The organism is Aeromonas sp. TECH754, assembly GCF_056279295.1.
In genome coordinates, this window is the sequence record NZ_JBWBRA010000001.1 from 3,386,316 (window position 1) to 3,407,447 (window position 21,132).

The 21,132-nt window shown below is 61.6% G+C and carries 27 protein-coding genes; 19 read left to right on the plus strand and 8 right to left on the minus strand.

What is annotated here, in order from left to right; all coding sequences use genetic code 11:
* Positions 1 to 49 precede the first annotated feature (49 nt).
* Together znuC and znuB are read left to right on the plus strand one after the other, a co-directional pair.
* Positions 50 to 814, plus strand: a complete 765-nt coding sequence (gene znuC, locus ACZ9IL_RS15330; RefSeq protein ID WP_476004256.1) for a zinc ABC transporter ATP-binding protein ZnuC — start codon at positions 50 to 52, stop codon at positions 812 to 814.
* A gap of 20 nt (positions 815 to 834) precedes the next feature.
* Positions 835 to 1,614 (plus strand): zinc ABC transporter permease subunit ZnuB, encoded by a 780-nt coding sequence (znuB, locus tag ACZ9IL_RS15335; RefSeq protein WP_476004257.1) that lies wholly within the window; start codon positions 835 to 837, stop codon positions 1,612 to 1,614.
* Here znuB and ACZ9IL_RS15340 read toward each other — a convergent pair.
* Positions 1,601 to 2,518 (minus strand): LysR substrate-binding domain-containing protein, encoded by a 918-nt coding sequence (locus ACZ9IL_RS15340; RefSeq protein WP_476004258.1) that lies wholly within the window; start codon positions 2,516 to 2,518, stop codon positions 1,601 to 1,603. The genes znuB and ACZ9IL_RS15340 overlap by 14 nt on opposite strands.
* Positions 2,519 to 2,609: 91 nt before the next feature.
* Here ACZ9IL_RS15340 and ACZ9IL_RS15345 point away from each other — a divergent pair, with 91 nt between their 5' ends.
* On the plus strand, positions 2,610 to 3,467 hold the full coding sequence (locus ACZ9IL_RS15345) for a DMT family transporter (protein WP_476004259.1): 858 nt from the start codon (positions 2,610 to 2,612) through the stop codon (positions 3,465 to 3,467).
* A 16-nt stretch (positions 3,468 to 3,483) separates the two neighbouring features.
* Here ACZ9IL_RS15345 and ACZ9IL_RS15350 read toward each other — a convergent pair whose 3' ends face one another.
* Entirely contained in the window at positions 3,484 to 4,065 is a 582-nt protein-coding gene (locus ACZ9IL_RS15350; protein WP_476004260.1) for a uracil-DNA glycosylase family protein, read from the minus strand.
* Positions 4,066 to 4,167: 102 nt separating this feature from the next.
* Between ACZ9IL_RS15350 and rarD the strand changes: the two genes are divergently transcribed.
* Together rarD and ACZ9IL_RS15360 are read left to right on the plus strand one after the other, a co-directional pair.
* Positions 4,168 to 5,061, plus strand: a complete 894-nt coding sequence (gene rarD / locus ACZ9IL_RS15355) for an EamA family transporter RarD (protein ID WP_476004261.1) — start codon at positions 4,168 to 4,170, stop codon at positions 5,059 to 5,061.
* Positions 5,058 to 5,408 carry a GIY-YIG nuclease family protein gene (locus ACZ9IL_RS15360; protein WP_476004262.1) on the plus strand — a complete coding sequence of 117 codons (351 nt, stop codon included), beginning with the start codon at positions 5,058 to 5,060 and terminating at the stop codon, positions 5,406 to 5,408. Before rarD ends, ACZ9IL_RS15360 begins: the two co-directional genes overlap by 4 nt.
* 43 nt (positions 5,409 to 5,451) lie before the next feature.
* Here ACZ9IL_RS15360 and pspG read toward each other — a convergent pair whose 3' ends face one another.
* The 4 genes from pspG to ACZ9IL_RS15380 all read right to left on the minus strand — a co-directional run bounded on the left by pspG (position 5,452) and on the right by ACZ9IL_RS15380 (position 7,529).
* Entirely contained in the window at positions 5,452 to 5,670 is a 219-nt protein-coding gene (gene pspG, locus ACZ9IL_RS15365; RefSeq protein ID WP_476004263.1) for an envelope stress response protein PspG, read from the minus strand.
* A 48-nt stretch (positions 5,671 to 5,718) separates the two neighbouring features.
* Positions 5,719 to 5,925: a PspC domain-containing protein gene (locus ACZ9IL_RS15370; RefSeq protein WP_050717652.1), complete on the minus strand. Its 207-nt coding sequence runs from the start codon at positions 5,923 to 5,925 to the stop codon at positions 5,719 to 5,721.
* A gap of 2 nt (positions 5,926 to 5,927) precedes the next feature.
* On the minus strand, positions 5,928 to 6,590 hold the full coding sequence (pspA, locus tag ACZ9IL_RS15375; RefSeq protein WP_476004264.1) for a phage shock protein PspA: 663 nt from the start codon (positions 6,588 to 6,590) through the stop codon (positions 5,928 to 5,930).
* 210 nt (positions 6,591 to 6,800) lie between these two features.
* A complete protein-coding gene (locus ACZ9IL_RS15380) occupies positions 6,801 to 7,529 on the minus strand; it encodes a 1-acylglycerol-3-phosphate O-acyltransferase (RefSeq protein WP_476004265.1) in 729 nt (242 codons plus the stop codon).
* 164 nt (positions 7,530 to 7,693) lie between these two features.
* Here ACZ9IL_RS15380 and ACZ9IL_RS15385 point away from each other — a divergent pair, with 164 nt between their 5' ends.
* Genes ACZ9IL_RS15385 through ACZ9IL_RS15405 form a run of 5 tightly spaced genes read left to right on the plus strand, consistent with a single transcriptional unit; the run spans position 7,694 to position 11,633 of the window.
* Positions 7,694 to 8,071: a hypothetical protein gene (locus ACZ9IL_RS15385; protein ID WP_476004266.1), complete on the plus strand. Its 378-nt coding sequence runs from the start codon at positions 7,694 to 7,696 to the stop codon at positions 8,069 to 8,071.
* A gap of 51 nt (positions 8,072 to 8,122) precedes the next feature.
* Entirely contained in the window at positions 8,123 to 10,201 is a 2,079-nt protein-coding gene (locus ACZ9IL_RS15390; protein WP_476004267.1) for a protein-disulfide reductase DsbD family protein, read from the plus strand.
* Positions 10,198 to 10,941: a DsbA family protein gene (locus ACZ9IL_RS15395; RefSeq protein ID WP_476004268.1), complete on the plus strand. Its 744-nt coding sequence runs from the start codon at positions 10,198 to 10,200 to the stop codon at positions 10,939 to 10,941. Before ACZ9IL_RS15390 ends, ACZ9IL_RS15395 begins: the two co-directional genes overlap by 4 nt.
* 11 nt (positions 10,942 to 10,952) lie before the next feature.
* On the plus strand, positions 10,953 to 11,105 hold the full coding sequence (locus ACZ9IL_RS15400) for a copper resistance protein (protein WP_476004269.1): 153 nt from the start codon (positions 10,953 to 10,955) through the stop codon (positions 11,103 to 11,105).
* Positions 11,106 to 11,108: 3 nt separating this feature from the next.
* Positions 11,109 to 11,633 carry a protein disulfide oxidoreductase gene (locus tag ACZ9IL_RS15405; RefSeq protein WP_476004270.1) on the plus strand — a complete coding sequence of 175 codons (525 nt, stop codon included), beginning with the start codon at positions 11,109 to 11,111 and terminating at the stop codon, positions 11,631 to 11,633.
* Positions 11,634 to 11,716: 83 nt separating this feature from the next.
* Here the strand turns inward: ACZ9IL_RS15405 and ACZ9IL_RS15410 are convergent, their stop codons facing one another.
* A complete protein-coding gene (locus ACZ9IL_RS15410; RefSeq protein ID WP_476004271.1) occupies positions 11,717 to 12,127 on the minus strand; it encodes an EF-hand domain-containing protein in 411 nt (136 codons plus the stop codon).
* A 296-nt stretch (positions 12,128 to 12,423) separates the two neighbouring features.
* On the opposite strand from ACZ9IL_RS15410, the gene atcJ reads away from it, so the two are divergent.
* The 9 genes from atcJ to ACZ9IL_RS15455 all read left to right on the plus strand — a co-directional run bounded on the left by atcJ (position 12,424) and on the right by ACZ9IL_RS15455 (position 18,757).
* On the plus strand, positions 12,424 to 12,708 hold the full coding sequence (atcJ, locus tag ACZ9IL_RS15415; RefSeq protein ID WP_476004272.1) for a cold adaptation protein ActJcold adaptation protein ActJ: 285 nt from the start codon (positions 12,424 to 12,426) through the stop codon (positions 12,706 to 12,708).
* Positions 12,709 to 12,731: 23 nt separating this feature from the next.
* Positions 12,732 to 13,262, plus strand: coding sequence for a cold adaptation protein AtcA (gene atcA, locus ACZ9IL_RS15420; protein ID WP_476004273.1), 531 nt, complete (start codon positions 12,732 to 12,734; stop codon positions 13,260 to 13,262).
* A gap of 24 nt (positions 13,263 to 13,286) precedes the next feature.
* Positions 13,287 to 14,051 carry a cold adaptation protein AtcB gene (gene atcB, locus ACZ9IL_RS15425; protein WP_476004274.1) on the plus strand — a complete coding sequence of 255 codons (765 nt, stop codon included), beginning with the start codon at positions 13,287 to 13,289 and terminating at the stop codon, positions 14,049 to 14,051.
* Positions 14,052 to 14,061: 10 nt separating this feature from the next.
* Positions 14,062 to 14,961, plus strand: coding sequence for a cold adaptation protein AtcC (gene atcC / locus ACZ9IL_RS15430; protein ID WP_476004275.1), 900 nt, complete (start codon positions 14,062 to 14,064; stop codon positions 14,959 to 14,961).
* 434 nt (positions 14,962 to 15,395) lie between these two features.
* Entirely contained in the window at positions 15,396 to 15,611 is a 216-nt protein-coding gene (locus ACZ9IL_RS15435; protein WP_476004276.1) for a glycine zipper 2TM domain-containing protein, read from the plus strand.
* A gap of 267 nt (positions 15,612 to 15,878) precedes the next feature.
* Positions 15,879 to 16,259 (plus strand): VOC family protein, encoded by a 381-nt coding sequence (locus tag ACZ9IL_RS15440; RefSeq protein ID WP_476004277.1) that lies wholly within the window; start codon positions 15,879 to 15,881, stop codon positions 16,257 to 16,259.
* A gap of 326 nt (positions 16,260 to 16,585) precedes the next feature.
* Positions 16,586 to 16,837: a hypothetical protein gene (locus ACZ9IL_RS15445; protein WP_476005364.1), complete on the plus strand. Its 252-nt coding sequence runs from the start codon at positions 16,586 to 16,588 to the stop codon at positions 16,835 to 16,837.
* 183 nt (positions 16,838 to 17,020) lie between these two features.
* Positions 17,021 to 17,395, plus strand: coding sequence for a hypothetical protein (locus ACZ9IL_RS15450; RefSeq protein WP_476004278.1), 375 nt, complete (start codon positions 17,021 to 17,023; stop codon positions 17,393 to 17,395).
* A 693-nt stretch (positions 17,396 to 18,088) separates the two neighbouring features.
* Positions 18,089 to 18,757 carry a hypothetical protein gene (locus tag ACZ9IL_RS15455; protein WP_476004279.1) on the plus strand — a complete coding sequence of 223 codons (669 nt, stop codon included), beginning with the start codon at positions 18,089 to 18,091 and terminating at the stop codon, positions 18,755 to 18,757.
* A gap of 54 nt (positions 18,758 to 18,811) precedes the next feature.
* On the opposite strand, the gene parC is transcribed toward ACZ9IL_RS15455, so the two are convergent.
* Positions 18,812 to 21,103: a DNA topoisomerase IV subunit A gene (gene parC / locus ACZ9IL_RS15460; protein ID WP_476004280.1), complete on the minus strand. Its 2,292-nt coding sequence runs from the start codon at positions 21,101 to 21,103 to the stop codon at positions 18,812 to 18,814.
* Positions 21,104 to 21,132 lie beyond the last annotated feature (29 nt).

The window sequence follows — 21,132 nt, forward strand, 5'->3', positions numbered from 1 at the left end:
TGCTGTTGTTATATTATAACTCTCACAGGCTGTAAACCCCGGAGCTGTCATGACCCAACTGGTGGAGCTGAAAGATGTCTGTCTCGCGTTCGACGGACGATCCGTGCTCGACAAGGTCTCCTTTACCCTGAACAAAGGCAAAATCACCACGCTAGTCGGCCCCAACGGGGCGGGCAAGAGCACCCTGAGCAAGCTGGTGCTGGGCCTGCTCAGCCCGGATTCCGGCCAGATCCTGCGTCGTCGCGATCTGCGGGTCGGCTATGTGCCACAGCGGCTTTTCCTGGATCCCACCCTGCCGCTGACGGTGCGCCGCTTCCTGCAGCTTGGCAAGAATGGCCGCCTCTCCATCGACGACGCCCTGAACCGGGTCGGTGCCCAGGATCTGCTGGACAACCGGATGCAGAAGCTCTCCGGTGGCGAGATGCAGCGGGTGCTGCTGGCCCGCGCCCTGCTGGTCAAGCCAGAGCTGCTGGTGCTGGACGAGCCGGTGCAGGGGGTCGATATCAGCGGCCAGATCGAGCTCTACGCCCTCATCGGCCGGCTCGCCGCCGAGCTCAACTGCGCCGTGCTGATGGTCTCCCACGATCTGCACCTGGTGATGGCCAGCACCCACGAGGTGATCTGCCTGAATCGCCACGTCTGCTGCCACGGCGAGCCGGAGAGCGTGGCTCGCCACCCGGAATTTGCCCGCCTGTTCGGGCGCCCGGAGCAGGAGGTGCTGGCGGTCTACACCCATCATCACCACTGCGACGGCGAACACCATCATCATGAGCCCCAGGCCCCCGTCATCCGCCTGCCTTCTCGCAACAAATAGCCAAGCAATAGGACATTCCAGTGGACAGCTTTCTGTTATACGCCCTCGCGGCCGGCCTCGGCATCGCCCTGCTGGCCGGCCCCCTCGGCAGTTTCGTGGTGTGGCGCAAGATGGCCTATTTTGGCGACACCCTCTCCCACGCCTGCCTGTTTGGCATCGCGCTCGGCATCCTGCTGCAGGTGGATCTCACCCTGGCGGTGGTGGTTTGTTGCCTCGCCATGGCCATGCTGCTGGTAATAATGAGCCGCAACCAGCAGGTGGCCACCGACACCCTGCTCGGCATCCTGGCTCACAGCGCCCTGTCGCTGGGTCTGGTGACCCTGAGCTTCATGGACAACGTGCGGGTGGATCTGATGGCCTACCTGTTCGGCGACCTGCTCTCGGTGCAACCCATGGATCTGCTCTGGATCTACGGCGGCGGCGCCCTGGTGCTGCTCACCCTGTGGCGGCTGTGGGATCCCCTGCTCTCCATGACCATCTCGGAGGAGCTGGCGCGAGTGGAAGGGGTGCGGGTCGACGTGCTGCGCTGCGTGCTGATGCTGCTGATCGGGCTGGTGATCGCCGTGGCGATGAAGTTCGTCGGGGCGCTGATCATCACCTCCCTGCTGATCATCCCCGCGGCCACCGCGCGGCGTTTCAGCCAGACGCCGGAACAGATGGCCGGCTTTGCCGCCTTGATCGGCTGCCTGGCGGTGCTGGGGGGGCTATCCCTCTCCTGGTATCAAGATACTCCGGCTGGTCCCTCCGTCGTGGTCTGCGCCACCAGCCTGTTTGTGCTGAGCCAGTTCAAACGCGCTTGAGCGGTTCATTCTCCCCGGGGCGCAGGCTCGCCTGCGCCTCCTGCCAGAGCCACTGTCGCAGCCGGCTGATGGCGGGTTCATGGGCTCGCGAGCGCTTGCAGACGAAATAGAAGTGATCCCCGGTCTCGAGGGAATGCAGCGGCAGTCGTACCAGACCGGGATCCTCCGGCTGCAGCATATAGTCGTTGATGAGCGCCACCCCCTGATCCCAGTTGGCCGCCTCCAGCGCCAGCAGTATGTGGCTGAAATGATGCATCCTCGCCTCGGGGGCGATCGTCAGCCCCCCCACCTCGGCCCAGCGCCGCCAATCCTCTCCCTTCTCCCTGTAGATCGCCTGGATGGAGAGCAGCGGCAATTGCCACAAGGCCCCGGGCCACTCCCCCTCCACCTGTTGCCACAGACGACGGCTGCACACCGGCATCAGCCGCTCCCGGTAGAGCAGATCGTGCATGTAACCGGGCCCCTCGGGAGAGACTGTGATGAAGCAGTCCGCCACCCGATCGGACAGCTCGGGATCTTCCGCCACCATTTCCAGGCTGAGATCCAGTTCGGGATAGAGTTGACGCAGACCCGCCAGACGCGGGATCAGCCACTTCACCGCGAACGAGCTGTAGACCGCGAGCCGCAGCCGCATCTCGCCGCCGCCGCGCAACTGCTCGCTGCTCTGGGCTATCTGACCGAGCCCGGCAGCGATGCCCTCAAAGTAGAGCTCCCCCTGTTGGGTCAAGGAGAGCAGCCGCCCCTGGCGCAGTAGCAACCGCTCCCCCAGAAAGTCCTCCAGCAGGCGGATCTGGTGGCTGACCGCACTCTGGCTGACGTTCAGCTCGAGCGCCGCGCGGGAGAAACTGAGCAGGCGGGCGACCGCCTCGAAGTATTGAACGGCGCGTAAAGGGGGCAGCTTCATTATCCAAAAATCTCATGAATGGTGATTTTTTATCATTTTACTGGATAACAAGAAGAGGGCTACCCTTCCTTCATCTAATGCGGGAGGTGGTATGAATGCAGTCGGGATCGGCATCCTTTATCTGGTGCTTGGCAACATGGTGGCGGTCTTTTCCGATGCGCTGGTCAAGGTGCTGGATCCGAGCCAGCCGGTATTCCAGTTCGTGTTCTTCCGCCAGCTCTCCGCCGCCCTGCTGCTGACCCCCTGGCTACTCTGGTCCTGGCGTCGTCATCCGCCGGTCGCCATCAAGTGGCACCTGCTGCGCGCCCACATCTGGGCCATCGGCGTCTGCCTGATGGTGGTCGCCCTCACCCGCCTGCCGCTCGCCACCGCCAACGCCCTGTTTTATGCGGCGCCGCTGTTGATGGTGCCGCTCGCGGTCTGGCTGGCGGGGGAGGCACTGTCACGCCAGAAGGTGCTGACGGCGCTGCTCGGCTTCATCGGGGTACTGATCGTGCTGCGGCCGACCGAGGTGAACTGGGCCGCCCTGGCGGCACTCGGGGTGGCGCTCTCCATGGCGGTCAACAACCTGCTGATCAAACGCATTCCGCTCAGGCAGCCCATCGCCCAGACCCTGTTCTTCACCAACGTGCTGAGCATGCCCATCATTTTGGCGCTGGCCTGGTGGGAAGGGGGGGATTGGCAGTGGCAGATGTGGTGGCCCGCGTTCGGCTCCTCGGCGCTGATCATGGTCTACGCCGGGCTCTGCGTGGTGGCCTATCGCAAGGCGGAGGCGAGTAAGATCGCCTCGGCGGAATACACCGGCCTGTTGATGGCGGTCGTCATCGGGGTCTGGCTGTTCGACGAGCAGCCCGGGCTGCCGCTGCTGCTGGGTTGCCTGTGCATCATACTGCCCCTGGTCGTCATGGCCCGTGGCAAACCAAAACCGGTGGCCGAGCCCGCGATCTGACTTCTATTACGAGAGGTCATCCCAGCAGGGGGGCGACCCGCTGTTGCAAGTGCGGGACCACTTCCTGTTCGAACCAGGGGTTCTTTCTGAGCCAGAAGGTATTGCGTGGCGAGGGGTGCGGCAACGGCAACCAGGCGGGGCCATAGTCGACCCAGCTATGTACTGTCTCGGTCAGGCTGTCCTTGCCCGCCTCACGCAGATAGTGACGCTGGGCATACTGGCCGATGAGCAGGGTCAGCTCGACCTGGGGCAGCAACATCAGCACCTTGTCGTGCCAGGTCGGCGCGCATTCCGGCCGGGGCGGCAGATCTCCCGACTTGCCCTTGCCGGGGTAACAGAGCCCCATCGGCATGATGGCGATGCGGGACTCATCGTAGAAGATCGCCTTATCCACCCCGAGCCAGTGGCGCAGCCGATCGCCGGAAGGATCGTCCCAGGGAATACCGCTGGCATGGACCCGGGTACCCGGTGCCTGACCGATGATCAGCAGACGAGCACTCTCGGCGCCGCGGATCACCGGCCGCGGTCCCAGCGGTAAATGGGCCTCGCACAGACGGCAGGCCCGGATCTGCTCAAACAAGGTTTCGAGTCGGTTCATGGTGCTGATGGTAGCAGACTTTCCAACCAGATCCCGCTTGTGAAACCCTCATTGGATACTTATTATGCCGCCACATTTGTTTAATTTAATAAACGGAACGGGATGAAAAATTGGCTGGGCACCGGCAGTGCCGCCCTCTCCTTCGTGCTGTGGGGCCTGCTGCCTCTCTATTACCAGTTCATGCCCGAGGTGAACATGTGGGAGCTGCTCTCTCACCGGGTGCTCTGGTCGGTCGTCCTGCTTGGCGGGATCTTCCTGCTGCTCAGCGCGTCCGTGCCCTGGGCGCACCTGCGCGCCGAACCGCGCCAGCTCGGCCTCATCCTGCTGGCGGGCCCTGTCATGTCCATCAGCTGGTGCATGTTCACCTGGTGCCTGACCACGGGCCAGGTGCTGGCTACCAGCCTCGCCTTCTTCATGACGCCGCTGTTCAACATCGTGTTTGCTGTCCTCTTCCTGAAAGAGCGGCTGACCCCGCAGAAGCACCTGGCGGTCGCGCTGGCACTGGCGGGGCTCGCCTACATGCTGTTCTCCTACGGCGAGCTGCCCTGGTTCTCCCTCATCATGGGCGCCAACTTCGCCCTCTACGGCCTTATCAAGAAGAAGGTGCGCTATGACGCCGGCGTCAGCCTCTATCTCGAATCTCTGGTGCAGTTGCCCGTCGCCCTGCTCATCCTCGGTTATCTCGCCGCACAGGGTTCCAGCCTGTTCATGGCAGGTGACTGGAGCGATCGCCTGCTGCTGATGGGCAGCGCCCCCGCCACCCTGCTGCCGGTGGGGCTGTTCTGCTACGCCGTGGCGCGCACCCGCATGAGCACGGTGGGGCTGCTGCAATATATCGAGCCGAGCCTCGCCTTCCTGCTCGCCATCTTCTGGTTCGGCGAGACACCGGATCCGGTCAAATCGGTGGGCTTCGCCTTCGTCTGGGCGGGACTGTTGGTCAGCCTGCTGCCCCTGCATCGGCTCAGGCGCAGTCAGGTGCAGTGGAAAGAGTCATGACGGCGGACGTTTGTACCGATAAACCGGCATGTAACTGGTTTATCTATCTGGTACGTACCAATAGTGGCGCGCTTTACGCGGGCATCAGCACGGATCCGGAGCGGCGGCTGCGCCAGCACCAGAGTGGCAAGGGTGCCCGTGCCCTGCGCGGCAAGGGGCCGCTGGCCCTGGTGTGGCACCAGGAGGTGGCAGACAAGGGCCAGGCGCTGCGGCTCGAATACCGGCTCAAGCAGCAGAGCAAGGCCTTCAAGGAACGGCTGGTGCAAGACCCTTCGCTATGGCACGACTGGTGCCAGCCTTGGCTGGCCAGCATCGCCACACCAGGCTCGACCATCCCGGCGCCATAAAAAAAGCCACCGCGAACGGTGGCTGGGGAAAAACCAGGGAGGCTTAACGGTAGGTATTTGACTGCTTGCGCCTATTGCTGATGAACCAGCACACCACCAGCAGCACCAACAACCAGGGCGCCAGCTTGACGACGAGGGCAACCATGCCGGCCAGGGCGCCAAACAGCATAAAGACCCCGCTCACCAGCAACATGGCCAGCACGGTGAAACCGGTCAGCGCCATGGTCACCAGTACCAGCATCAAGACGATAAATTCCAGCATGGTTTGCTCCTCTCAATCCTTCTCTATGCCGGCAGACTGACCCTGGGATCAGTCCAGCCAGCGTTTCAACTCACGACGGGGCGGCATGACGAGCACCGCCAGCAGATAAGCCGCCAGGGCCAGCGGCGGCATCAGGATCAGGGTGAGCAACGCCACCACCCGCACCGTCACCCTGGAGATGCCCAACCCGTTGGCAAGGCCGGCGCAGACCCCGGTCAGCTTGCGGTGGGCCAGATCTTTCGGCCAGGGCGTCATGATTACACCTCGACCTTCTGACCCTTCAGGCGGGCCAGTTCGCGCTCGATCTCGTCATTGAGCTCCAGCTCGCGGAACTGCGCCTCCAGGGAGGGATTCTGGCCAAGGGTTGCGGCTTCCAGCTGGGCCTCCAGCTGATCCACCCGGCCCTGAAAACCGTCGAAACGCGCCATCAGCTCGTGCATGCGCTGGTTGTCGACCTGGGCACGCGCCCGGATGCGACTGTGGGCGGTCTGCTCGCGCAGGGTCAGCAGCTTCTGCTTCTCCCGCGCCTCAGTCAGCTTGGCGGCCAAGCGCTCGCTGTCGGCGGTCAGCTGGGCCAGCACCTCGGCTACCCGGGCGCTGTCCTGCTCCAGCTGCTCGCACTTCTTGGCCTCCGCCAATTTCTCGGTGAGGGCGGCGCGGGCCAGATCCTCACGGCCCTTCTGGATGGCGAGTTCGGCCTTGGCCGACCACTCCTGGATCTGGTGGCGCAGCGCCTGTTGATGACGCTCCAGCTGCTTCTGCTCGGCGATGATGCGGGCGGCCTGGGTTCTCATCTCGACCTGCACCTGCTCCATCTCCTCGATCATCAGCCGCAGCATCTTCTCCGGCTCCTCGCTCTTGTCGAGCAGGCTGTGCAGGTTGGCATTGATCACGTCGGTCAGGCGGCTAAATAGGCTCATGGTCTGGCTCCTCGTTGATGGGACTGCTATCTCTCCCCATGACATTACAAGAGCCGTGCCAAAAAAATTTATCGTTTTTTTACAAGTAGATGGAGATTGATGGCGGAGATTCAAGGCGAATGATGTGGTGAAAAAAACCAACAATTTGGTGATTTTCACCAATAAAAAAGGGAGCCAGCGGCTCCCTCAATACGCTCACCGGAGCCTGGCTCAGGCGGCCGGTCCATGACCGAGCTGGCTGTCCAGTTCGGCCAGTTTGGCCTCCATCCTGGCGCGGCAGTTGTCGGACAGCTCGCGGATCCCGGCGGCGCCGTGCTCCTTGCTGCACAGGGGGGGCAGCATCTCCAGCAGCACCTCGCCGTTGTCCCAGCGGTTCAGGTCCACCTGACCGAAGTAGCTGGAGCAGACGATGGGCACCACCGGCACCTCGGCCTGCACCGCGGTGTGGAAGGCACCGGCCTTGAACGGCAACAGGCCGCGGCCCTGGGAGCGAGTCCCTTCCGGGAACATCCAGATGGAGGTGCCGTGGTGCTTGATGCGATCCACCACCTGCCCTATGGTGCCGATGGCGCGGGAGCGGTTGGATCTGTCGATCAGCACGTTGCCGGAGAGCCAGAAGAGCAGGCCGAAGAACGGCAGCCACAGCAGGCTCTTCTTGCCCACCGCCACCACGCCCGGGCGCACGGCGCCGGTCACGGTGAAGATATCGAAGTTGCTCTGGTGATTGCAGACGTAGACCGCCGGACCGACCGACTTGACCTCGTCCGGGATGATCACCCTGACCTTGAGCCCGATCAGCGGGCAGACGGCATGGTACATGCGGGCAAACACATAGACGTTGTTGGGGTGGCGCGGGCGCACCAGACAGAGCAACAGACCAAACACGAACCAGAAAACGAGCAGCAGGGTTAGCAGCAGCACACGGGCAAGTTTGAGCATCGAACACCTCGGAATTTAACTCGGCGCAGTATACTGGTCCCCCTTTTAGCGAACAAGCGTTCGCCAAACAGAACCGACCATCCCCTGCTACCCCATGCCGCCCCCGACTTGCCCCACTCGCCATTGGTCGTTAGGATGTGGCCATCTTGATGAACGGGGCGAGCATGATCCACCAACAACGCATGGCGAGACGACTCCTGCTGCTGGTTTGCCTGCTGCTGCTCAATTGTGCGGCCCAGCCGCTGGCCCGGCTGGCAATGCTCGATCAGGCCCTCAGCTGTCAGGCACTGCCCCAGCCAGAGGCCGCCGACGATCAGGATAGCGCCAGGTCCAGCAGCCCGCAGCCGAGCAGTTGCCAGCTCAACGGCAAGTGGCTGAGCGCCGCAGCCTTGCTCTGCGTCGAGCAGTTGTTCTTTGCGGTGGCGCTGGTGATTGCCCTGTTGGCCCCACTCTGGCGCCACACGCCCCCCTTGCCTGCCCCACCCGTCATCTCGCCCCCCGAGCGGCGTCTTCATCTCACCCTCTGTGTCTGGCGGGAATGAGTTCAGCGGTTTCTCCCATCAACCGTCATTCATTTTTTGCGAGACAACAAGATGTCACACTTCTTCAAGGCAACCCTGTTACTGGGCTGCTTGCTATGGCAATCCGTGGGGTTGGCCAGCGACACGGGCTGGCTCACCAGCCCCCAGAACGATCACGCCAAGGTGCGGCTGCAGGCCGACCGCAGCGAACCCGGACAGACCCGCATCCTGCTCGATGTCGCCCTCGAGTCGGGCTGGAAAACCTACTGGCACAGCCCGGGTGAGGGGGGCATAGCGCCCCAGATCCTGTGGGACAAGCCCGTCACCGAGCTACAGTGGCACTGGCCGGTGCCCCAGCACTTCGAGGTAGCCGGACTCAACACCCAGGGCTATCAGCAGAGCGTCAGCTTCCCCATCAGCCTGCGCCATCCCGCCGCTGAGCCGCTCACCGGCACCCTGCGCCTCTCCACCTGCAGCAACGTCTGCATCCTGACCGATTACCCCTTCGCCCTGGCGGCGGGCGACGCCGTGCCGGCGGGCTTCGATTTTGCCTACGCCAAGGCCATGAGCAGCCTGCCCCAGCCCCTGCCCGCCGACATCGGCATCCAGCTCGGCTATGGACACAACCAGTTGCAGTTGCTGGCGGAGCTGACTCCGGAGTCCCAAACGCAGGACTGGCAGAGGCCGGCGCTCTTCATCGATGCGCTGGAGGGAGCCGAGTTTGGCAAGCCGGTGCTGGAGGTGCAGGGCCATCGCCTGATCGCCCGGGTCCCCGTCAGCGATGGCTGGCAAGGGGATGCGCCGGATCTGCGCGGCAGGACGCTCGGCCTGTTGCTCACCAACGGAGACCAGGCCTGGCAGACCGAGGCCCGCATAACTCCCCCCCTGACACTGCCAGAGCAGCACAACTCGCTGCTCTGGCTGCTGGGAGCAGCGCTGCTCGGCGGTCTCATCCTCAATCTGATGCCCTGCGTGCTGCCGGTGCTGGCGCTCAAGCTCGGCTCAGTGCTGCAACAGCAGGACAGGCGACAGACCGAGGTGCGCAAGCAGTTCCTCGCCGCCAGCGCCGGCATCCTCGCCTCCTTCTGGGTACTGGCGGCCATGAGCAGCCTGCTGCGCGCCACCCAGGGGGCGGTCGGCTGGGGCATCCAGTTCCAGAGCGCCGGCTTCATCGGTGTCATGGTGGTGGTGACCCTGCTGTTTTGCGCCAACCTGCTGGGGCTATTCGAGATCCGCCTGCCGAGCAATCTCAGCACCCGGCTCGCCACCAGCGGTGGCAATGGCCTCGGTGGCCACTTCCTGCAAGGCAGCTTTGCCACCCTGCTGGCGACCCCCTGCTCCGCTCCCTTCCTCGGCACCGCGGTCGCCTTTGCGCTGGCAGCGCCGCTCGGGGAACTGTGGCTCATCTTCACCGCACTTGGGCTTGGCATGAGCCTGCCCTGGCTGCTGGTGGCGGCCCTGCCGCGCCTGGCACTCTTGCTGCCCAAACCGGGCCGCTGGATGGGGCATCTTCGCATCCTGCTCGGTCTGATGATGCTGGGCTCCAGCCTCTGGCTGGTCAGCCTGCTCGGCAACCATCTGGGCACTCTCACGACCCGCTGGCTGATGGCGGGCCTGCTGCTGGCGCTGCTGGTCGGCATCATCTGGCGTTATGGCATTCGTGGCTTCACGCTGGCGCTGTCGCTGTCGGCCCTGATCGGCGGTGCCCTGCTGCTGGGCGGCGCCTTCACCGTCCAAGGAGCGGCCAGCGCCGATCGGGTGCCCTGGCAGCGTCTGTCCGAACAGGCTATCACTCAGGCATTGGCGCAGAACAAGCGGGTCTTCGTGGACGTCACCGCCGACTGGTGCGTGACCTGCAAGGCCAACAAGTACAACGTGTTGCTGCGCGACGAGGTGCAAGACGCCCTCTCGGCCCCGGACGTGGTGGCCCTGCGCGGTGACTGGAGCAGGCCGAGCGACGCCATCGCCGCCTTCCTGCGCGCCAGGGGGGCGGCCGCAGTCCCCTTCAACCAGATCTACGGCCCCGGCCTGCCGCAGGGGGAGATCCTCTCCCCCCTGCTCGACAAGGCAGACCTGCTGACCAGCTTGCGCCACGCCGCTTCATCCGGAAGCGACGGGCAGACAACCCCATTCGACGGAGAAAAGAAATGAAACCGACCCTGCGTACCCTGACCCTGCTAGCCTCCCTGTCCGGCGCCTTGCTGGCCCCGGCCCTGCACGCTGCGCCCTTCACCCCGGAGCAGGAGGCACGCATCAAGGAGCTCATTCGCGAGACCCTGGTCCAGAATCCGAAGATCCTCGACGAGGCGGCCGAATCCTGGGAGAAGCAGAACAGCGCCGCCCAGGAGGCCCAGCTCGGCAACTTCATCAAGGGCAATCAGGATGTGCTGTTCAACAGCGCCACCAGCCCGCGACTCGGTGCCAAGAATCCCAAGCTGACCCTGGTGCTGTTCACCGACTACAACTGCCCCTACTGCAAGCAGTTCGATCCCCAGCTGACCAAGCTGCTCAAGGCCTATCCAAACGATCTGGGGCTGGTGATCAAGCTGCTGCCGTTCAAGGGCCAGACCTCCGCCAAGGCGGCCCAGTACAGCCTGACCCTGTGGCAGCAGGATCCGGCCCGCTTCCTCCCCCTGCACGACAAGCTGATGAGCAAGCAGGGCATGCTGACCGAGACGGACATCAACAAGGCGCTGGCGGCCACCGACAATCTGGCCCTCAAGCCCGATGCCAAGGCCACCGAAGAGCTGCGCAACAGCCTGCGCATCGGCACACTCCTGGGTGTGCAGGGCACACCGGCGACGCTTATCGGCAACCAGCTGGTGCCAGGCGCCCTCCCGTACGAAGAACTGGAACAGCTGGTGAAGACCGAGCTGGCCAAGCAGAAATGAGGAAACGACCCGTGGAGCTGCGTCCATACAGTCAGCGCATCGGCACCTTGCTGGGCGTGCAGGGCACCCCGGCAACCCTGATCGGCAACCAGCTGGTGCCGGGCGCCATCCCGTACGACGAACTGGAACAGCTGGTGAAAACCGAGCTGGCCAAGCGGGGCTAAGCCATGGCGGAGGATTCGGTTGCAAAAGCGCCCCGCTGGCGACGCTGGGGCAAGGAGGCGCTCTGGCTGCTGCTGGCGGCGCTGCTCATCTCCACCCTGCTGGATCTGTGGCGCAGTCCGACCCTGCCGGACGGTGCCATGGAGGCCCCCTTCACCCTGCAAGATGGCACCACCACCAGCCTGGCCGCCCTGAGTCAGGGCAAGCCGCTGCTGGTCTACTACTGGGCCAGCTGGTGCGGGGTCTGCCGCTTCACTACCGGGGCGGTGGAGCAGCTGTGGCAGGAGGGTGAAAACGTGCTGACGGTGGCGCTGCGCTCCGGCAGCGACGCCCAGTTGCAACAGGGCATGAGCAAGAAGGGCTTGAGCTTTCCCACCCACAACGATGAGCAGGGCAGCCTCGCCGCCCAATGGCAGGTCGGCGTCACCCCGACCTTCCTCATCGTCAAGGATGGCAAACTGGTGAGCAGCACCACCGGCTGGAGCAGCCGCTGGGGGCTCAAGCTGCGGCTGTTATGGGCCCGTTGGTAACGACGGCGCAAACCCCGAATGACCAGAGCCCGGTAGCGATACCGGGCTCTTTTTATGGCATGACCGCACAGCTCAGGCGCACCCTATGGGGTGGATTCCATCACCCGCTTGTCCAGATGGGCCTTGATATCGGCCCGCTCCGTCTCGCCGATCACCCCGTCACCGTTCTTGTCCAGACGAGAGAAGATGATCTCCTGGCGCTCCATGTACTGCGCCTTGGTGGTGTTGCCTTTCGGCTTCAGGCCGCTCATGCGCTCCGGCACCGGCTTGCCCGCCTGCTTCATCAAGGCTTCCATCTTGGTCAGGGCGGCCTCTTTCTCGGCAACCGAGAGCACCCCGTCCCCGTTTTGATCCTGCACGGCGAAGCGCTGCTCGGCGCGCGTCATGAACTGCGCCTTGGTGATGTCCCCCATCATGGGGGTGACGGGCAATGAATCGACCGCGAAGGTGAAACCGCTGAAGAGCGCGAGAGAGAGAAGACAAGGTTTGAACATGACGATGATTCCTTATGCTGACCCGGCCTTGCCGGCCCTGATGATGTGGCAGGAGTCAGACTTCTGCCGTCGGGAACAGGGGGACGACGCTGTGGCTGCCACCTCGCCCCTTCAGCCATTGTAGCCCCGCCGCCGGGAGCCGGCTCCCTCACCCGCTCCTCGCCATATCGCTTCCTATTCGTGGCGGTGGCGCCTTGTTTCCGTTAAAATGACGGGTTTTTACCGTGCCTGGTTCCCCAAGCCCCATCAGGCGCCAGCATTGTGACTCTGATGATGCCAGTGATGCAGGATCTGCCATGAACAACTATTTTCGGGTGCTGGGCGTCAAGTCCAACGCCAACGAGAACGACATCAAGAAAGCCTATCGACGGCTCTCGAACCAGTACCACCCCGACAAGCTGATTGGGGCGAGTGAAGAAGAGAAAGAGCAGGCAGCCATCTTGCTGCATCAGGTGAAGAAGGCCTACGAGGTCCTCTCCGATCCCAAGGCGCGTGCCGCTTTTATCAAGGATTTCAACAACGTCATCGTGACCGATCCCGCTGCTGCCATGCAGGAGATGTGGGACCAGTTCTACCCCTGATGCACTGAGCAAGAAGAGTGACTATGCAAAAAAAATGGGATCAGGCGCGGCTCAAGGCGCTGCAGAGCGATGCTGGCGAAAACATCGAATCCTACCGGGATCAGGACCAGCCCAAGGCGCTGGAGCAGTTCACCGGCAAGATGAAGGCCCTGCTGCTGGCCGACATCAGCATGCTGGAATTCATGCCCGAATACCTGCCGCTCGCGCTCTACGGCCGGGTGCAGTTCCCGCCCAAGGCCAAGCTGGCCTGGGCCAAGTGGCTCGGCAGCAATGTTCAGCCCGACTGGGACGAATTCAAGGTGTCGGTGGCGTTCAACAACGCCGATCTGCCGCTGGTCAAGGCGGTGCGCGCCTTGAGTGAGGAGCAGCTCATCGAAGCCTGCGCCGTGGTCTATCTGCTGGACAACCCCCTGCCCCGCGGCGGCCGTCACGCCGATGACGACTTTGAGCTGCGCGACGAGGATGAGGATGACGGGGAAAATGCCGATAACGATTATCACGGCGGGGATGACGAGGAAGACGATAGAGACATGTACGACGAAGTGCGTTTCTAACCGGGGCCAGCAGTGGGACAAAGCATGAACAGTCTGATAGAAATTACCGCCATCGAGATCAAAGAGTTGGCCGTGGTCGAACCGAAACAGGCCAGCGAGAAGTTCGAGCTGATCGCCAAGACCATGTCCGACGAGCAGTTGGCCGAGGTCATTGAAAACATCGATATCGTCACCCTGACCCAGATCAACGGCCAGCACGACATCTCCTTCCCGTCCATCATCTCCGAGCTGATGACCCCGGAGCGGATCCGCGACATCGTCTGCCAGCAGCCCCTTTACTGGGAAGAGGCGATCAAGAACAACGCCGAGGAGCTGCAACAGCACACCTTCGACTTCCTCAACTACCTGATCCGCACCCAGGACAACGAGGCCAAGCAGCGCGAGATCCTGGAGTGCATCGCCGACGATCCGGCCGGCCTCTTCTACCTCGCCATCCCCTTCATCGAGTTCTATCGCGGCGATCGCTACGAGGACGACGAGGGCTTTGGCGACGTGCTGCACGCCGAGGAGGAGGATCTCGAAGAGTCACTCGCCTACAGCGAGCGCCAGCAGGCCGAGGGCACCCACGACTATCCGCTGGATGATCCGCGCAGCCTCTTGATGCTGATCCGCGAGCAGGCCCCCGAGGTCGAAAAGGCCATCAAGGCCCTGCTGCGCAACGAGCACTCCAGTTGGGACGGCATCATCAACAAGTTCGCCGCCGAACTGGTGATGCAGGCCAAGGAGAAGAACAAGGTCGAGGAAGACGAGTACGGCGACGTCGACGACATGTTCAGCTTCCTGGATTGAGGAGAGCCTTATGCAACTAGTCATCCGCGAGGCCAACGAGGGCCCCTTCCTCAGCCAGGTGCTGCGTTTCGGTCGTGACAGCGAGCGCCTGAGCGCCCAGCAGCTTGCCGCCATCAAGGGCAAGGCGGTGCTGATGAGCCTCAAATTCGCCGACAAGTACTACAACAAGTACAAGATGCACCTGCTCGAACAGGCCGCCCACGACGTGATCGGGGTGATAAGCCTGGGACTGCAGGAGCTCTCCCAGCGGGATACCGCCAAGGCGCTGGCCCTGCTGCAGGCGCCGGAAGGCCCCATCAAGCCGTTCCAGAAGGGCTGGTCCATGCTCATCTCCGTCAGCCCCAAGCAGGCTGGCAACAGCCTCTACGGGGACGTGGATGCGCGGCTGCTGGACAAGATCTCCAGCCCGCCGGACGTGGAAGAGTGGCAAGGCTGGCAGGAGTATGAAAAAGCGCTGACCGAGCACAACAAGACCCGTCTGATGAGTCTGCTGGACAGCCATTTCTTCGCCTGCGAGAACGACCATCCGACCATGGAGGACAAGCTGGCCGAGGCTTTGCTGTATCGCATCCTCTGCGGCCAGAGCGGTGGCGCCCCGTTGAAGGTGAAACAGGATCTCAAGCGCCGACTTTCACGGGATATCGTGCTAAAGGATGAGTGGTACGCCACAGCTTACATCGCTGCGCAGCTTGAATTGCTGTTGTCCGAACTGCCCGGCGATCTCGTCAGCGGCCTGCGCCAGGAGCTGAGCCCCCGCTTCGTGCCCAATCTGCTGCACACACTCGGCTTTGTGCGCCAGTACCAGCAGTTGCAGCAGGAGAACGCCTCGCCGGAGAAACTCGACAACATCGAGATGCGCGCCGGTCTCAAGCACCCCCTGCTCGGCTGGCCGCTCTACCACGACTTCTAGGGCGGGCTTTCACCGCCCCTCAGTCGCACTACAACGCCCGGTTCGCCGGGCGTTGTCATACCTGGTCAGCGCAAGAAATGGCGCCTTGCCCTCCCCCGCAAGAGAAGGAATAAGGGGCGGGCAGGCCATCCGACCCCATGCAGACGGAGCGCAATGTAAACCAAAGTGCCTGCCACCGCGTATATAGCTCCAGGAGGGGGGCGAAACAGCGGGCCTGCTGGGCTCATGTGCCGTCGCCGACGGCAAGCCGACAGGCAAGGGCAAACGGCCGGCAAAGCACCCGCCCCATATCAGACAGCTCACACCGTCGCTCGATTTGCCCGCAAGCATCGCGGCTGAGCAATCCTCATCCGGGCTTGCGCGTCGGGCTCAGGATCGGTAACCGCCCGTTAGGGATGCCCTAACGTCTTGGGCAGCATCAAGAGGTGAACCCCATGAACAAGATCCATCGTGTAGCACTCGGCGCCGTGACCATCGTCATGCTGTTTGGCTTGACGGGGTGTTCCGGCATGTCGCAACAGGGCCAGAGCACCGCCGTAGGGGCCGGTATCGGCGCCGTCGGTGGCGCCGTTCTGACCGGAGGCAGTGCGGCCGGCACCGTTGGCGGGGCCGTCGTCGGGGGCGTGATTGGCCATGAAATCAAGAAGTAGGCTCTGCCTGGCGGCAAGTGGACCGGTCAATGCCGACGCCATCACAAATGCCTGTTCATCGGGATCCTGATGGCAGCACGGGAGTGACCGGCTCTCCCATGGGAGGTCGCCAACGGGTGGCGACAGAGGCGGTCACTGCAGCGCCGACGGCCCCATCCATCCTTACCCAACGCCCGGTCTGACCGGGCATGTCGCGCTCCCGCCATATTGCCCGGGATGGGGGAAGGCGGGCTCGGACAGCAACCAACTTTTCCGAGAGGTATGCAGATGGCGCTGGACGACAAGCAACCCCTAGTGGGCGTGGCCCACGTGGTGCTGCAGACGGATCGCATGGAAGAGTCCGCCCACTTTATGCGCCAGCTCGGCATGAGGCTCCTCTTCGAGGGGCCCGAGATCGCCGTCCTGGAGATGCGCGGCGGCACTCACCTGCTGCTGATGCACGGCGACGAGATCGCGGCGGGAGCAGCCCCCTTCGATCTGATGGTCGACGATCTGCACGAGACCCACCGGCGCCTGAGCGCCCTGGGGCTGACGCCCTCGCCCATAGAGGCACGTCCCGCCATCGCACACGAGCTCTTCACCCTGCGCGAGCCCGCCGGACACCTGATCACCATCTTCTCCAGCCACGCCTCCGGCAAGCCCGTATAGAGGAGACTACAGGTTCGCCACCCCGGAGGGTCATTTAACGTGATGTCGCCTGATCGGCCAAAGCCCGAGTCGCAGCGGTTCAATCACCAGCAAGAGCGCTGTCTTGCCAAGCAGTATGCGCAACCAACTGATCGGGCTGCGTTTATCAACCCAGCCTTCCTTTGTATCGGGGAGCAGAACCTGTGCCAAGGGCCCTGCCGGCAGATCCACTCACAATGAGCTAACCCCTTGGTGTAATTGGCCTACGGACTGTCAGGGATATAATGAATCCTTCCTACCAGCAGCAGGGGCCAGGCGTGAGCAGAAAACCCGACCGCATCACCGCGATGCAACAGATCATCGATGCCGTGAAGCTAGAATTCCCGCTCTATCAACCGGATACCTTCAAATGCGGGCCGGACAACACCTGCATCGGCTGCCCCAAGAAGCTGATGGAGCTGGTGGATACGGATCTCAGCTACTGGCAATATCAGATCAACCGCGGCATCCCGCCGACCTTCGACGAGCTCTACAGTTTTGGCAAGATGTGCAAAAACATCCGCCGGGCGCTGGTGAAGAATGGCCGGATCCCCGCCTGATGTTTTATAAACATCTGCCCTATTGTGATTTAACAGATCGTTTTATCTACCAGGGCTAAGGATACCCAGACTGGATAAGGTTCAGCCCATAATTTGCAATAAAAGTGGCTGACCTCGGGTCTATGATAAGAGGCCCCTGGATGGGCCAAAGCGCTCTCATATCTCAATGCAGGAGAAATCGTCATGACTCAGGAAAGGATCCAGACCCGCTACCCCCTCGGCGGCCCCTTCGCCAGCCGTGCCGAACTGGAGCAGGCCATCACCCAGGTCATCGAGAGCCACAAGCAGGACTTCTTCCCCCTGCTGGAGCGGCTGGTGGATGAGGGCAATCCTGCGGTCAACCTCAGTCAGGAGCACCCGCCACAGGTGCTGCGCATCGAACTCGATCAAGACGGCACCCGGGGCCTTGCCCACCTCAGCTACGAATCCAACTTCTTCGAGTGCTGCCTTATCGTCAACGAATATGAGCAGCACCAGACCAGCCTGCCCTTTAGCCTCGTAGGGGATGCGCTTGTCTTCGACGTCGAGCTGCCCATCAAGTGGAATTTCAATAACTGACGGCTCAGTGGTGTGATGCCGCTTGGTTGCTACACCCGACCAGCCATCTCCCCTCACCCTAGCCCTCTCCCAAGGGGAGAGGGAACTGTATAGCGCCAGCCTAGTGCCCTAGCAGCCTTCTTCTAAGCCACACATCACCAGACCCCCTTTATGTCACCGCCATCCGATATCGCTACGAGCGGCGCCCCCTTCTCCCCTCGCGGGAGAAGGGCTGGGGATGAGGGGGCAAACCATAACAGCAGAAGCAATAGGCAAACAGCAGAACGTTACATCAAGCAAAGGCGAGTTGGGTCGATTAGCGAAGCTCTATCGGCCGCACCGCAGACTCTGTGGCAACGGGAAAGACGATCTGATGGATTACCAGTAGCATTGCGGCGACCTATTTTCTCGAACGTCTGATTACGCTTCGCTAATCAAACCTACGGCCCTTAAAATCCTGTACATGCATAATCTTTACGGCCCTCATCCAATTTCCAACAATGCGACTTATATCACAATACTGACTCTATCAATCCAATGCTTTTCTGGGTGATTATGTTGGCATTCATTGTAGGTTTATACTGCATTTGTGAGATCAATATACAGCTTTTAATAGATGACAAATGTTGATTTTTATCATTTGATTTTGACATCCTAGTCATTGGTAATACGTAAAAAATAGGCGAATTTAAGAATAAAACGAGACAGTATATAATGAGCGAAGAAAATATAAAACCAGATAAAATTACGAAACCAATCCAGCTACTAGCTGCTTGGCTTGTGGGGTTAGTGGCATTAGATAGTTGCTTCCTTATAGCTGCAGCTAAATTGGGAACGGAGTCTTGGCAATCTGATATATTAGTTATTGCCGCAACTCTGAATGTTCCAGTTTTTCTAGCGGCTGTTTTCTTATTGCAAACAAAGTTTAGACCTGAGCTTCAAGAAGACTCCTACTACTCATCATACTTAAGTAATAAAACAAATGAGATCATTAAAATAAAACATGACGAAATTACCCTTCACAATAATCACGTAACTTCTGAATACATGGAAAAACTGCCGAAAATATCTAATGAAAATGGCCATTCGCTAGAAAACTTAGTGGTTGGAATTAATCGCCACTTGCAGGATAAAGATAAAATAAAAGAGAAACTTTCCCACCTAGGAGTGTCTCGTGGAACTCTTTTCGGAACCGACAAACAACCCAATGGTAGGAATGTTTCAATCTCACAATATTTATCTGAAAGTATGGTAGGCGAAATAATAAAGATGGGGAAAGAATTAGGCTTTGACTCATATAATTTTTATGACAACCATGAGGAAGGCTCCGAGGAAGATGTCTTATTGGGCTCTTATGGTCAAGCCACATATCTTATTCTATAAATTAATTTTCTTTACTGTTTTAATTAAAAGGGAGCTTTCGCTCCCCTCTATTAATTACCCTTCCTGATTTTCCCCCACTGCCGGCTCACCAACGGCGGGTTCGATCTCTATCCTGTCCACCCGCTGCAATCCGCGGGGCAGCTTGGCACCACGGCGGCCGCGCTCGCCACGGTAGTAGTCGAGATCCGAGGGCTTGAGAGTCAGCTTGCGCTTGCCGGCGAACAGGGTCACGCACTGGCCCTGGGGTATGATGGCGGCCATCACCATAAACTCCTCCCGTGCCTTGACGCGCGCAGACGGTATGCTGATGAGCTTGTTGCCCTTGCCCTTGCCAAGCACCGGCAGGGTGCTGAGCGGGAACAGCAGCATGCGGCCCTCGTTGGAGATGGCCATGCAGAGATCGCTCTCGGGCGAGCCAATCTTCTGGGGCGCCATCACCTGGCCCCCTTCCGGCACGGTGAGCAGCGCCTTGCCGTTCTTGTTCTTGCCGATCAGGTCGTCGTAGTTGCAGACGAAGCCATAACCGGCGTCGGAGCAGATGAGGTAAGGCTCGCCCTCATTGCCCATCACCAGATGGCGCACCTCTTCCCCCGGCCCCAGTGCGAAGCGGCCGGTGAGCGGCTCGCCCTGACTGCGGGCCGATGGCAGGGTGTGAGCCTCCAGCGCATAGGTGCGTCCCAGGGTGGAGAGGAACACCGCCTGCTGGTTGCTGCGGCCGCAGGCGTGGGTGAGATAACTGTCCCCCGCCTTGTAGGAGAGGCCTTCCACGTCCACGTCGTGGCCCTTGGCGGCGCGCACCCAGCCCTTGTCAGACAGGATGACGGTGACCGGCTCGCTCGGGGTGAGCTCCTTCTCGGTGAGCGCCACCGCGGTGGCGCGCTCCACCAGCGGGGTGCGGCGATCGTCGCCGTACTTCTCGGCATCCGCCAGCAGCTCTTTCTTGAGCAGGGTGTTGAGGCGACGCTCGGAGCCCAGCAGCAGTTCCAGCTTGTCACGTTCGATGGCCAGCTCGTCCTGCTCGGCACGCAGCTTGAACTCTTCGAGTTTGGCCAAGTGGCGCAGTTTGAGCTCGAGGATCGCCTCGGCCTGGGTCTCGCTGATGTTGAAGCGCTCCACCATCACCTTGCCCGGCTCATCCTCGGTGCGGATGATCTCGATCACCTCGTCGATGTTGAGGTAGGCGACCAGCAAGCCTTCGAGGATGTGCAGGCGAGCCAGCACCTTGTCGAGGCGATATTGCAGGCGGCGACGCACCGTCTCGCGGCGGAAGGTGATCCACTCCGAGAGGATCATCTTGAGGGTCTTCACCTGGGGGCGGTTGTCCAGCCCCAGGATGTTGAGGTTGACCCTGTAGTTCTTTTCCAGATCCGTGGTGGCGAACAGGTGGGCCATCAGCCCCTCCACGTCCACCCGGTTGGAGCGGGGGATGATCACCAATCGGGTCGGGTTCTCGTGATCCGACTCGTCCCGCAGATCGGTGACCATGGGCAATTTCTTGGCCACCATCTGGGCGGCGATCTGCTCCATGATCTTGGCGCCCGAGGCCTGATGGGGCAGCGCCGTGATGACGATGTCGCCATCCTCCTCGCTCCACACCGCCCGCTGCTTGATGGAGCCCTTGCCGGTCTCGTAAATTTTGCGGATGTCGTCGCGGGGGGTGATGATCTCGGCGTTGGTCGGGTAGTCCGGTCCCTGAATATGCTGCATCAGCACATCCAGACCCACGTTCGGGTTGTCCAGCAGCTCGGCGCAAGCATAAGCCACTTCCCGCGCGTTGTGGGGCGGGATATCCGTCGCCATGCCCACGGCGATGCCGGTGATGCCGTTGAGCAAGATGTGCGGCAGGCGAGCCGGCAGCACCACGGGCTCTTTCATGGTGCCGTCGAAGTTCGGCGTCCACTCCACCGTGCCCTGGCCGAGCTCAGACAGCAGCAGCTCGGAGAAGCGCGACAGCCGCGCCTCGGTATAACGCATGGCGGCGAAGGATTTGGGATCGTCCGGCGCCCCCCAGTTGCCCTGACCATCCACCAGCGGGTAGCGGTAGGAGAAGGGCTGGGCCATCAGCACCATGGCCTCGTAGCAGGCGCTGTCGCCGTGGGGATGGTACTTACCCAGCACGTCACCCACGGTACGGGCGGACTTCTTGTGCTTGGAGAGCGCAGACAGCCCCAGCTCGCTCATGGCGTAGATGATGCGCCGCTGCACGGGCTTGAGGCCGTCGCCGATGTGGGGCAAGGCCCGATCCATGATGACGTACATGGAGTAGTTCAAGTAAGCCTGCTCGGTGAAGGCGCGCATGGGCTGGCGCTCTACCCCGTCCAGACTGAGCTCGATAGCATCACTCATGTGAAATTCTCTTCCGGTTCGGGAGCCGC